Source organism: Micromonospora sp. NPDC049051 (genome assembly GCF_043197575.1).
Lineage (GTDB): Bacteria > Actinomycetota > Actinomycetes > Mycobacteriales > Micromonosporaceae > Micromonospora.
In genome coordinates this window covers 908524-921872 of sequence record NZ_JBICTL010000002.1, presented here as the reverse complement: position 1 = coordinate 921872, position 13349 = coordinate 908524, and the positions used below count along the sequence as shown (strand labels likewise).

The window sequence follows — 13349 nt, the reverse complement described above, 5'->3', positions numbered from 1 at the left end:
AAACGACAGGCATATCCGTCCACGGGGGAGGATCCCACCTTGTCCAGTCGTACTGTGCTGAGCCGTAGCCGTTGGTTGGCCGGCTTCTGCATGCTGATCCTGATCGTCACGCTGGCGCCGCCAGCCGAGAGAAGTTGGGCGCGGGCGGCGCAGATCCCGGCACCCGCGCCCGGGCAGGGGCCGGTCGACCGGCCGATGCCGAAGGGCGTACGCCCCGACACCGCCTTTCCACCGGACAAGCGTCCACCCGTGGTACCCCCGGAGGTGCGCGCCGACGGCACGCCGCGGGCACTGGCCCGGGCCGACTGGGACCGGCGCACCAGTGCTCGGGTGGCGGCCGAGGACCGGGTCTTCACCGACGTGCTGCTGCGGCCCGGCTTCCTGCTCGGGGACACCTCGCTGAGCCTGTACTTCAACGTCGACGCCGACGCCCCCGCCTGGTCGACCTGGCGGGTCACCGCGTACGACAAGCAGTCGCAGACCGAGCAGGCGTCGACCACGCTCACCCGGGACGAGATCGCCGGGTCGGCCTGTTCCGGCCAGCGCGACTACTGCCGGTCGTTCGGCAAGGACCAGGGCTGGGTGCTCGACGCGGGCCGGACCTACGAGGTCACCATCACGGCGATCCTGGACGAGGGCCGCGAGGTCATCTCGGAGCGTTCCGAGGCACAGCCCCGGGCCACCATCGAGCCGCCGGCGATCCCGCGTGGTCAGGCGGCCGGCTGCGGTTGCGGCAACGCGCTCGCGCTGACCAGCGCCGGCCAGGCGATCCGGGCCAACGGCGTCAACACCGCCATCGGGTCCTTCGTCCAGGTCGAGCAGGACCTGGCGATGGCGTCGTTCGGGGTGCCGTTCAACTCCTCCCGCACCTACTCGTCCGCCAACGGGGTCGGCCCGCTCGGCGGCGGCTGGGCCTGGTCGTACGGCATGACGGTGACCGCGACCGAGGGCGGCGCGATCGTCCGGGCCGAGGACGGCGCCGAGGCGACGTACCGGCTGGAGGGGGAGAGCTACCGCCGGCCGCCGGGGGTGCGGTCGAACCTGCGCAGGGCCGGGGACGGCTGGGAGCTGACCACCCCCCGGAACATCGCCCACACCTTCGACGCGCAGGGGCGGCTGGTCTCGATCCTCAACCCGCGCGGCATGGGCGTGCGGTTGGCGTACACCGAATCCGGCATCACGATCACGGACGCCTCGGGGCGGGTGGCGAAGGCGGCGGTCGAGGGCGGCCTGATCCGCGAGATCAGCCTGCCCGACCACCGCAGGGTCAAGTTCTTCTACACCGGCACGCTGCTCACCGCGCACCTGGACGCGCGCGGCAAGCTCTGGAAGTACGGGTACGACCCGGACGGCCTGCTCACGACCGTCACCAACCCGGACAAGGTCGTCGAGGTCCGCACCGAGTACGACGAGGGCGACCGGGTGGTGCGGCAGTTCGACGCGCTGGGCAAGGCGACCACGTTCGAGTGGCGGGCCGACCGGCAGGAGTCGCTGACCACCGACGCCGACGGGGTGCGGATCTACGACGGCTACCGGGGCAACGTGCTGGTCTACACCCAGCGCGGCAACGGCGACTCGGAGCACCACCGCTACGACGGCGCGCTCAACCGCGGTCTCGTGGTCAACGGCAAGCACAGCCAGCACGAGTCCGAGTTCGACGACCGGGGCAACCGGACGCGCCGGAAGGCGCCGCAGTCACTGAACTTCGACGAGAAGACCACCTACGACGCCCGGAACAACCCGACCAGGCACACCGACGGCAACGGCAAGGTCTGGGAGGACGAATACAACGAGTTCGACGAGCTGGTCAAGAGCACCGACGCGAAGAAGAACACCATCACCTACGCCTACGACGAGCGCGGCCTGCTCGTCGCCCGGACCGACCAGCGCAAGAAGGTGACCCGGTACGAGTACCTGCCGGTCGGCCACCCGAACAGCGGCCTGCCGAAGGCGGTCGTCTCGCCGATGGGCCGCCGGGTCGAGTTCGCGTACGACCGGGTCGGCCGGCAGATCGCGGTGACCGACCCGCGCGGCACCGTGCCGAAGGCCGACCGTGGCGACTACACGACCCGCTACGAGTTCGACGCCCAGGACCGCACCACGGAGGTGCACGAGCCGGGCAAGGCCCACCCGTGGCGGACCAGCTACGACGACGTGGGCCGCACGCGGTCCCAGACGACGCCGATGGGCGCCCGTACCGAGTACCGGTACCTCGACAACGGCCTGCTCAAGGTCGTCAAGGATCCGCGCCGGACGATGTCCTACACGTACACGGACGCGGGGCGGCGCGCCTCGGCCCGGCTGGAGCTGGACGACCAGCCGGACCCGGTGACGACCTACCGCTACAACGCCAAGGGCCTGCTGCACAAGGTCACCTCGCCGCGCGGCAACCTGCCCGGCGCGAACGCGGCCGACTTCACCACCACCTACTTCTACGACGCCAACGACAACCCGCTGCGGATGGAACGCCCCTATCCGGGTGGCATCACCGTCAAGCGCGACATCGGCGTGGACGAACTGGACCGGACCACGTCCAAGACGGACGAGCACAACAAGCAGTCGACGTTCGAGCGGGACAACGTCGGCAACGTCACCGCCACCCAGGACAACCTGCGACGCCGCACCGAGATGGGGTACGACGACAACGGCCAGCAGACCCGCATCAAGGACCCGCAGCAGGGCGTCGTCGAGTACGAGTACGACGAGGCGGGCAACAAGGTCAAGACGAAGCGGGCGACCGGCGGCATCAGCACCTTCGTCTACGACGACGACGGCATGCTGGCCAGCTCCACCGAGCCCCGGGGCAACCTCCCGGGCGCCGACGGGGAGCGCTTCACCACCCACCACGAGTACGACCTGGCCGGCAACCCGTCCAAGGTCGTCGACCCGCTCGACCACACCACGACGTACCGCTACGACGCCAACAACCGGCTGACCTCGGTCACCGACGCCAAGAACCGCACCACGCACTACACCTACCGGGACGACAACCTGCCGCGCACCGTGCGCACCCCGGACGCCCCACGCGACCTGTTCGACCCGACCCGGTACACCACCGTCTACGACTACTTCGACGACGGCCTGGTGGCCTCCGTACGCGACCCGAACGGCAACCGCACCTGGATGTCGTACGACGACGGCGGCCGGCTGACCAGGGAGACCGACCCGCTGGGCCGGGTCACCGAGTACGGCTACGACGTCGAGGGCAACCGCGTCTCCAGCCTGACCCGCCGGGAGCACGAGCGGCTCACCTCCGAGGAGCGGGCCAGGCGCACCATCGTCGACACGTACGACATCGTCAACCGCCGCGACACCCGCACCCTCGGCAGCGAGGGGCCGCGCTACTCCTGGCGGTACGACGCCAAGGACCGGACCACCGCGTACGTCGACCCGACCGGTCACCGCACGGTCGCCTACGACGACGAGGACCAGATCCAGTCCGTCACCCGCGTCGAGGCCGACCTGGAGGAGAAGTTCCGTTACGAGTACGACGCGCGCGGCAACATCACGCTGCGCGAGTACCCGGACGGCACGAGGGTCTCCGCGACGTACGACGCGGACAGCCAGATGAAGACGCTGACCGCCTCGGGTGGATCCGTCGGGGCGACCCCGGCGACCTGGGGATTCGACTACGACGTGGCGGGCCGGCGGGAGGTCACCCGGCTACCGGCCGCGACCGGGCTGATCGAGCGGCGCACGTACGACGACGCCGGCCGGCTGACCGCCATCGGCACCGAACGGGCGCCCGAGGCGCAACAGGCCAAGCTGCCGGACGGCGGGCTGCTCGCCCTCGGTGACCGCCCCGACGCGCCGACCGCGGTGACCGCCCAGCCGGGCGCGGGCCTGGCGGTCGTCTCCTGGAAGCCGCCGCGGGACAACGACGTCGCCGGCTACACGGTGACCGCCTCGCCGGGCGGCAGGACCACCACCGTCGGCGCGAACGCCACGAGCGCGGTGGTGAACGGGCTGGACGCCGGCACGGCGTACACCTTCACCGTCGCCGCCCACGACAGGGACGGCGCCGGGAAGGCGTCGGAACCCTCCGCCCCGGTCACCCCGGTCCCGGTGCCGCAGGACCCGGTGTCGGCGTTCCAACTCGAACTCGACGCCGTCGGCAACCCGACCCGGGTCGTCACCACCCGGGGCGGCACCTCGGAGTCCGTCGCGTACGCCTACGACAAGGCCGACCGGCTCACCTCGGCCTGCTACGCGGCCACCTCCTGTGATGACAGGAGCAAGCCGACCGGGCGGATCGACTACCGCTACGACCTGATGGGCAACCGGCTCAGCCAGAAGCGCAGCGGCAGCGCCGGCAACGACACCACCACCTACCACTACGACGACGCCAACCAGCTCACCAAGGAGATCCTGTTCGAGCCCCGGCACGTCACCACCAAGGAGTACGGCTACGACGTCAACGGCAACCAGACGCGGGCCGGCACCGACCGCTTCGAGTACCACCTCGACAACACCCTGGCCAAGGCGAAGGTCGCCGGCCGGGAGGCGGTCTTCGGCTACGGCGCCGACGGGCTGCGGCTGACCGCCACCACCGACCCGGGCAAGCCGGAACAGGCCACCCAGCGCTGGTCCTGGGACGTCTCTGGCACCCTGCCCCAGATCGCCGTCGACACCGTGACCGACGCCAACGGGCAGACCGCCGAGAAGCGCGGCTTCACGTACGGCCCGGACGACGAGCCGCTGGCGCTGCTGGACCCGGCGAGCGGGGCGCACGCGTACACCCACGACTGGCTCGGCGGGGTCGCGAACATGCTCACCCCGACCGGCACGCCGCAGGTCGGCTACGACTACGACCCGTTCGGCAACCCGCGCGTCGGGCCGACGCTGGGCGGCGGCGGGGCGGAGGGTCAGGCCGGCGCGCCGGAGAACCCGTTGCAGTACGGCGGGGCGTACCAGGACTCCACCACCGGCAGCGGCAACTACTACCTGCGGGCCCGTAACTACAACCCGGGCACGGGCCGGTTCACCAGCACCGATCCGATGCCGATGGGCGGGGCGGCGACCTCGCCGTACACGTACGCCGACAACAACCCGACGTCGTACACCGATCCGACCGGGGCGACCCCGGAGCCGGCAGCGGCGACGGGAGCCCCGCAGTCGAACCCGGAGGACGTCGCCAGGGCCCAGCAGATCCAGAGCAAGAGCCTGCTGGACGTGGTGCTGGAGGCCGGCGGCCAGATCCTGATGGAGTTCCTCGGGATCAACGACATCATCAACTGCCTCAAGGGCGACCTGGGCGCCTGCGTCTCGATGGTCATCGGGGCGCTGCCCTGGGGCAAGATCTTCAAGGCGAAGAAGATCGCCGAGTCGATCTTCCGGGCCGGCAAGGCGGTCGTCACCTTCCTCAAGGAACTCGACTGGGCCAGGGCCATCCTGCGCAACGCCGAACGGGCCGCCGAGGCGGCGAAGGCGGCGGCAGCGGCGGCGGCCAGGGAAGCGGCCCAGAAGGCCGCCGCGGCGAAGGCGGCCGCGGAGGCGGCGGCCAGGCGGGCTGCGGCGGCTGCGGCGGCGCGGGCCAAGGCGCTGGCGGCAAAGGCGAAAGCCAAGACCAAGAAGGACAGTGGCGGCTGCTCCGGCAAGAACAGCTTCGTCGCCGGCACCCTCGTCCTGCTCGCCGACGGCACGCGCAAGGCGATCGAACAGGTTGAACCGGGTGACACCGTGCTCGCCACCGACCCGGAGTCAGGCCGCACCGAGGCCCGCCAGGTCACGCACACGATCCGTACCGACAGCGACAAGGAGTACGTCGACGTCACGGTCGAGGGGACCGACGGGGACGACACGCTCACCACGACGGACCACCACAAGTTCTGGTCCGTCACGCGGGAGAGTTGGGTCGACGCCGGTGACCTGAAGCCGGGCGAGCTGCTGCGGACCTCTGCCGGCACGTACGTGCAGGTCGGGGCGGTCCGGAAATACCACGCCGAACACGTCACGTACGACCTCACCGTCGACGACATCCACACGTACTATGTCGTAACTGGCGGCACGTCGGTCCTCGTGCACAACTGCGATGTCGGCAGTATCGCTGACGGGCTTCCTTCGCGTGCGAAAGGTGACCCAACGGTCGGACAGGTTGTGAAGGTCTCGGACTCGGGTGCCTCCAGAGTTGGAGCTCCGTTCAAGAGTGGCCACTCGGCCTCTTCGGACGATATCAATGATTTCCTCATGGATTCACCAGACATAGCGAACCCGGCCAGTGGTCCTCATGCCTCAATCACTCACGTGGAGACGAAGCTTGCTTGGCGCATGCGGCAGGCAGGCGTGAGGTCGATAGACGTTGTGATCAACCACTCAGGTGGACCGTGTGTAGGGAAGTTCTCATGCTCGTCAGCGGTTGCGGCGATTCTTCCCCGGGGCTCGACCATGACGGTTTGGTTCAGAGATGCGGCAGGCGCTTTGCAGAATGTCGCGCTTCATGGGCGTGCGCTAGTTGAGTGAACAAGAAGTGAGGGGCTGTGTTGCTGAGCGTGTTCTTCAGGGGTGAGTGGAGATATGCTGTGAGTTTCGACGAGACGTCGCGGCTTATCGTCGAAGTCATGGAGGGGTTGCAAGCAGAAGAGCAGATTGCAGGCAGCTATTTTCCCGGCGAAGACGCATGGTTCTGCCTCGCTGACCGGCGGTGTGCCGACAGCGTCTCGGTGGCAGGAAGCAACCTGCGTGTCGCGGTCAATCAGCGCTACGGATACGGTGCCTTGGTGTGGTTCGTTGACGAGGGATTCCCAAGTAGGGGAGGGTTTTATGATTCCGTTTGGGTGTCTGACAACCCTGACCCTCTCGATTTCGACCCACGTGTCGTGTCGGACCCCGGGTATCCGCTCTTTCACGACCCGGCAAGCGCCCTTCCAGTCCCCCAAGTGCAGGCTGCGGTGGAGGAGTTCTGTCATGGGCGCTCGGGGGGCCGTCCCGAGTGTGTCGACTGGGTCGCCGGTCACATGAACGGGCAGCGCCTCGACCGGCCGTCCATGGTTGAGGTCGTCGAGGATCCGGACATTGACTGGGCTAGCCTGGGGTAGCTGATTTACGTCAGGATTATTTGCGGACAGCGAAGTGGGACGAACGGATTGTGGGGCTTGTCAAGGCGCTACATCACAGGTCGGTGTGCGACGTGGTGCGGCGGTCAGCCTGGACTGCCCAGAATGTGCCGCACGGCCGCGGCCCCTTAAGAGGTCCTTCGGCGCCCTGCGTCTCACGGGGGTGCCGAAGGCCAATCCGTCAGCAGTACCTCGGCGAGGCGGTGTCCGACCAGGTGCGTCTCGGTGCCGCCGCACGCATGCCTCGGCCGGGCATCGGCATGGGGCCAGCGGCACCTTTGTGGGCACTGAAGTTAGGTTGACGTTCTGCCGGGCTTCGGGCCGCGTTCCGCCCGGGCCAGCGTCAACCGGTCATTGATCACGGGCCACCGGCCAGCGTACGGATGCCGCTGCGTGACGCCTCGTCCGAATTGTGAGCTGGTTCGCTGGCGCCTTTTACCGAACGCCGGACCAATCACTCGTGATCAGGACGCCATGTACCTTAAAACGGCTGGGTAGCGCACATGGTGTCCTGATCACAGGCGAGACCGAAGCCGCCCGCGATTTCTACCAGCGGCTGGCCAAGTTCGAGGCCAACCCCACCGACCCGATGCGCCTGTTGCTGCTGATGAAGGACCTCCGCCGCGCACTCGGGGGCGACACCTGTGCTCGCCGGGCGGGTGCCGCACTGGTTGTGCGATGGCGTGCGTCGGGGGCTGCGGCGGCTAGGCTGACCTGAGCAGAATGTCCGCTGAGGGGGTGAGCCCGGATGGCCCAGGCAGCTTTCGCTCCCGAGCCGGCGCCGCAGCAACCCGACCCCGCGCCGCAGCCCACCGGGCCGTCGTTCGACGTGCTGCGGTGGCGCGACGAGCCATGGACCGCTCAGCTCGCCCTCGACCTGTTGCCGGAGACCAACGGCCCCAAGGTTGAGGTCCTGAGCGGAAGCGTGATCGTGACCCCACACGCCGGAATCGACCACCAGTCGGTCGAACGTGAACTGCCCTACCTTCTGCACCGTGCCGCCCGTCGGGCAGGCCTGTGGGTGTACCCCGAAATCAACGTGGTCTCCGGCGAGGACCTCTTCATCCCCGACGTCGCCGTGCTCCGGTCCTCGGGCGGTGGGCGACCGGCCGTCGACATCGGTCAGGCCGTCCTGCTGGGCGAGATCGTGTCACCAGGAAATCGGCGTAAGGACGTGATCGACCGGCCGCGTGAGTACGCCGCCGCCGGTGTCCCCTTCTTCCTCCGGGTCGACCTGCGCAACCGGGTGCCGACCATGACCCTGTTCGAGCTGGCTGAGGGGGAGTACCGACCGCTGAGCGCGGCGGCGGCCGGCAGCACCTTCACCATGATCGAGCCGTTCGCGTTCTCCGTCGACCCGGCCGACCTCCTCGACGAGGAAGCACCCGAGGAGGAGAAGGAAGCGCCGGAGGGGCAGGCCGGCGCGGAGGGCTGAGGCTCCCAGCGGGGGCACAGGGATGGTGGGGAAGAATGGGTCGGTGACATCCCCACGTGATCTTGTTCTGCTCGGCTCCACCGGTTCGATCGGCACACAGGCCATCGACATCGTGCGGCGTAACCCGGACCGGTTCCGGGTGGTGGCGCTCGGCGCCGGTGGCGGCAACGTCGAGTTGCTCGCCGCCCAGGCCCTCGAACTGCGGGTCGAGGCGGTCGGGGTGGCGAAGGCGTCCGCCGCGCAGGACCTCCAGCTCGCCTTCTACGCCGAGGCGAGCCGGCGCGGCTGGGCCACCGGGGACTTCAAGCTGCCCAAGATCGTTGCCGGCCCCGACGCGATGACCGAGCTGGCGCAGTGGCCGTGCGACGTCGTGCTCAACGGGGTGGTCGGCTCGCTCGGGCTCGCGCCCACCCTGGCCGCGCTGCGCGCCGGGCGTACGCTCGCGCTCGCCAACAAGGAGTCGCTCGTGGCCGGCGGCTCGCTCGTGAAGGCCGCCGTGACGCGACCGGAGCAGCTCGTCCCCGTCGACTCCGAGCACACCGCGCTCGCCCAGTGCCTGCGCTCCGGTGCCCGGGGCGAGGTGCGGCGGCTGATCGTCACCGCCAGCGGCGGCCCGTTCCGGGGCAGGCGCCGCGACGAGTTGACGCAGGTCACGCCCGAGCAGGCGCTCGCCCACCCGACCTGGAACATGGGTCAGGTCATCACGATCAACTCCGCCACGATGGTCAACAAGGCGCTGGAGGTGATCGAGGCGCACGAGCTGTTCGACGTGCCGTACGCCGACATCACGGTGACCGTGCACCCGACCTCGGTGATCCACTCGATGGTCGAGTTCGTCGACGGCTCCACCATCGCCCAGGCCAGCCCGCCGGACATGCGGCTGCCGATCGCGGTCGCCCTCGGCTGGCCCGACCGGGTGCCCGACGCCGCCGCGGCCGTCGACTGGACGAAGGCGCACACCTGGGAGTTCGCGCCGCTGGACGACGAGGCGTTCCCGGCCGTCGCGCTGGCCAAGGCCGCCGGCGAGGCCGGGCGCTGCCGGCCGGCGATCTACAACGCGGCGAACGAGGAGTGCGTGGCCGCGTTCGTGGCCGGCCGGCTGCCCTTCCTCGGCATCGTCGACACCCTCGAGCGGGTGTTGGAGGACGCTCCCGATTTCGACGAACCAGGTACGGTCGAAGACGTGCTCGCGGCGGAGTCGTGGGCGCGCGCGCACGCGCAGGAGATCATCATCGCGGGTTCGGTGGAAGGAGCTTGATGGCGTACCTGCTCGGGGTGGTGCTCTTCGCCCTCGCGATCCTCGTCTCGGTGAGCCTGCACGAGGCGGGGCACATGCTCACCGCCAAGGCCTTCGGCATGAAGGTCACCCGCTACTTCGTCGGCTTCGGCCCCACCCTCTGGTCCTTCAAGCGGGGCGAGACCGAGTACGGCATCAAGGGCATCCCGCTCGGCGGCTTCTGCAAGATCGTCGGGATGACCCCCCAGGACGACGACGTCGACCCGGCCGACGAGCCGCGCGCGATGTGGCGCTACCCGGTGTGGAAGCGGACGATCGTGATGTCCGCGGGCTCGATCACCCACTTCGCCCTCGCCCTGATCGCCCTCTGGATCATCGCGGTCAGCGCCGGCCTGCCGAACCCGCAGTTCCCGACCACCGAGGCGGAGATCCGCAAGGAACCGGCGGTCATCCAGCTGTCGAAGTGCGTGGTCCCGGAGAACACCCTGCGCGAGTGCACCACCGCCGACCCGGCCAGCCCGGCCGCCCAGGCGCAGCTGCGCGACGGCGACCGGATCACCGCCATCAACGGCACGCAGATCAACGACTACGGCCAACTGCTCACCACCCTGCGCAGCCTCAAGCCGGGCGACACCGCGCAGATCGCGTACGTCCGCGACGGGCAGCCGGCGACGACCAGCACGGTGCTCGCGCAGACCCAGCGGCCCCCGCTGGACGACCCGAAGGGCCAGGTCGCCCCGGTCGCCGCGCTCGGCGTCGGCCTCGTGCCCAGCACCCCGACCCGGATCACGTACGGGCCGGTCGGCGCGTTCGGCGCGACCGCCGACTTCACCGGCGACATGGCGGTCAACACCTACGAGGCGATGAAGCGCATCCCGCAGAAGGTCCCCGCCCTGTGGGCGGCGATCACCGGCGAGGAGCGGGACATCGACACCCCGATCAGCGTGGTCGGCGCCAGCCGGCTCGGCGGCGAGGCCGTCGAGAACGACGCCTGGCTGCTGTTCTTCATGCTGTTCGTCTCGCTGAACTTCTTCATCGGCGTGTTCAACCTGCTGCCGCTGCTGCCGCTGGACGGCGGGCACATCGCCATCGCCTGGTTCGAGCGGGCCCGCTCCTGGCTCTACGCCCGCATCGGCCGCGCCGACCCGGGGCGCGTCGACTACCTCAAGCTCATGCCCCTCACGTACGCGGTGATCCTGATCGGTGGCGTGTTCACGCTGCTGACCATCACCGCGGACGTCGTCAACCCGATCACGCTCTTCTCAAGGTGAGTGCCTGAAGTGACCGCTGTCAGTCTCGGTATCCCCGCCGTGCCGCCCCCGCCGCTCGCCCCGCGCCGGGTCAGCCGCCAGATCATGGTCGGTCCGGTGCCGGTCGGTGGGGGTGCGCCGGTGTCGGTGCAGTCGATGACCACCACCCTCACCTCCGACGTCAACGCCACGCTCCAGCAGATCGCCGAGCTGACCGCGTCCGGCTGCCAGATCGTCCGGGTCGCCGTGCCCAGCCAGGACGACGTGGAGGCGTTGCCGGCGATCGCGAAGAAGTCGCAGATCCCGGTGATCGCCGACATCCACTTCCAGCCGAAGTACGTCTTCGCCGCGATCGACGCCGGCTGCGCGGCGGTCCGGGTGAACCCGGGCAACATCCGCCAGTTCGACGACAAGGTCAAGGAGATCGCGAAGGCGGCCGGCGACGCGGGCGTGCCCATCCGGATCGGCGTGAACGCCGGCTCGCTGGACAAGCGGCTGCTCGCCAAGTACGGCAAGGCCACCGCCGAGGCGCTGGTCGAGTCGGCGCTGTGGGAGTGCTCGTTGTTCGAGGAGCACGGCTTCCGCGACATCAAGATCTCGGTCAAGCACAACGACCCGGTGGTGATGATCCGGGCGTACCGCCAGCTCGCCGAGAAGTGCGACTACCCGCTGCACCTGGGCGTCACCGAGGCGGGCCCGGCCTTCCAGGGCACCATCAAGTCGGCGGTCGCCTTCGGCGCGCTGCTGGCCGAGGGGATCGGCGACACCATCCGGGTCTCCCTGTCGGCCCCGCCGGTGGAGGAGATCAAGGTCGGCAACCAGATCCTGGAGTCGCTCGGGCTGCGCGAGCGTGGCCTGGAGATCGTCTCCTGCCCGTCCTGCGGTCGGGCGCAGGTCGACGTCTACAAACTCGCCGAGGAGGTCACCGCCGGCCTGGAAGGGCTGCCGGTGCCGCTGCGGGTCGCCGTCATGGGCTGTGTCGTGAACGGCCCGGGCGAGGCCCGCGAGGCCGACCTCGGGGTGGCCTCCGGCAACGGCAAGGGCCAGATCTTCGTCAAGGGCAAGGTCGTCAAGACCGTCCCCGAGGCGCAGATCGTCGAGACCCTCATCGAGGAGGCGCTGCGCATCGCCGACGAGATGGGCGCCGAACTGCCCGAGGAACTGCGCGGCCTGCTCCCCGGCGCCACCGTCACCGTGCACTGACCCGTCGCGCCGGCCGGGGTGCCCGCGTCACCACGGCGACGGGCACCCCGGCCGCTGGGTCCGACGGGTTGGGCGACTGTCGTCCCACTCGTCACACGGCCCGCGCGGCACCGGGCGGATCTGGCAGGCTGGTAACCGTGCTGACGGTGCCGGTACGGCAACTGGGGGAGTCGGAGCGCCGCGCGGTCGAGCGGCTGCTCGACCTCGACCCGTTCGCGGGCGCGCAGGTCGCCGAGCGGGTCACCGCGCGGGGCCTGGCCTGGTGGCGTGCCGAGGGGCGGGTGCTGGGCTACGGCAGCCGCCGCAACCTGGAGTCGATCTGCTGGCTGGGCGGCAACCTCACCCCGGTGCTCGCCACCGAGCCGGCCGTCGCCGCGTACGCCGACCTGCTCGCCGGTGAGGAGCGGTTCTGCTCGTCGATCGTGGGCCGGGCCGACGCCGTGCTCGGCCTCTGGGACCGGCTCTCCGCCGTCTGGGGGCCGGCCCGGGACGTACGCCCCAACCAGCCGTTGCTGGCCACCGACGCGCTGCCGGCGCTGCGGGCGGACCCGCAGGTGCGGCGGGTGCGCGCCAGCGAGGTCGACCGGCTCTTCCCGGCGGCGGTGGCGATGTACACGGAGGAGGTCGGCGTGTCGCCGCTCGCCGACGACGGCGGTCGCGGCTACCGGCGGCGGGTCGCCGACCTGGTCCGGAGCGGCCGGGCGTACGCCCGGTTTGTCGACGGTGAGGTGGTGTTCAAGGCCGAGCTGGCGGTGGTGACCCGCCGGACCGCCCAGGTGCAGGGTGTCTGGGTGGCCCCCGCCTGGCGGGGCCGGGGCATCGCGTCGGCCGCGATGGCGGCGGTGGTGCGCGACGCGCTGCTTCAGGTCGCCCCGACCGTCAGCCTGTACGTCAACGACTTCAACCTGCCCGCCCGCCGGGTCTACGAGCGCTGCGGGTTCCGCCCCGTCGGCACGCTCGCCACGGTGCTCTTCTGAGCCACCCGGTGCTCTTCTGAGCCACCGGCGTGGCTCTCGCCCGGAGCGGCCCCTCGGCCGGCGCAGCCCTCGGCCGGCGCAGCCCCTGCCCGGACCGGCCTCGGCCGGGGCGGCCCCCGCGCCGGTCTCCGGCCAGGTGAACGGCCGGTAAATGCGTTGAGCCGGTCGGCTCCACCGACCAGGCTGGATACTCCG

7 protein-coding genes are annotated in these 13349 nt (G+C 70.1%); all 7 read left to right on the top strand.

The window, feature by feature from the left end; genetic code table 11:
- Positions 1–39: 39 nt before the first annotated feature.
- The 7 genes from ACGFIR_RS11330 to ACGFIR_RS11300 all read left to right on the top strand — a co-directional run bounded on the left by ACGFIR_RS11330 (position 40) and on the right by ACGFIR_RS11300 (position 13154).
- Complete coding sequence (locus tag ACGFIR_RS11330) at positions 40–6459, top strand: polymorphic toxin-type HINT domain-containing protein (RefSeq protein WP_393144546.1); 6420 nt, start codon at positions 40–42, stop codon at positions 6457–6459.
- Positions 6460–6476: 17 nt separating this feature from the next.
- Positions 6477–7034, top strand: a complete 558-nt coding sequence (locus ACGFIR_RS11325) for an Imm1 family immunity protein (RefSeq protein WP_393144544.1) — start codon at positions 6477–6479, stop codon at positions 7032–7034.
- A gap of 766 nt (positions 7035–7800) precedes the next feature.
- Entirely contained in the window at positions 7801–8487 is a 687-nt protein-coding gene (locus ACGFIR_RS11320) for a Uma2 family endonuclease (RefSeq protein WP_393144542.1), read from the top strand.
- A 43-nt stretch (positions 8488–8530) separates the two neighbouring features.
- Entirely contained in the window at positions 8531–9745 is a 1215-nt protein-coding gene (gene dxr / locus ACGFIR_RS11315) for a 1-deoxy-D-xylulose-5-phosphate reductoisomerase (RefSeq protein WP_393004327.1), read from the top strand.
- Positions 9745–10995, top strand: a complete 1251-nt coding sequence (locus tag ACGFIR_RS11310) for a M50 family metallopeptidase (protein WP_393004325.1) — start codon at positions 9745–9747, stop codon at positions 10993–10995. Before dxr ends, ACGFIR_RS11310 begins: the two co-directional genes overlap by 1 nt.
- 9 nt (positions 10996–11004) lie before the next feature.
- Positions 11005–12177 carry a flavodoxin-dependent (E)-4-hydroxy-3-methylbut-2-enyl-diphosphate synthase gene (ispG, locus tag ACGFIR_RS11305; protein ID WP_393004323.1) on the top strand — a complete coding sequence of 391 codons (1173 nt, stop codon included), beginning with the start codon at positions 11005–11007 and terminating at the stop codon, positions 12175–12177.
- 137 nt (positions 12178–12314) lie between these two features.
- Positions 12315–13154 carry a GNAT family N-acetyltransferase gene (locus tag ACGFIR_RS11300; RefSeq protein WP_393004321.1) on the top strand — a complete coding sequence of 280 codons (840 nt, stop codon included), beginning with the start codon at positions 12315–12317 and terminating at the stop codon, positions 13152–13154.
- Positions 13155–13349: the final 195 nt, after the last annotated feature.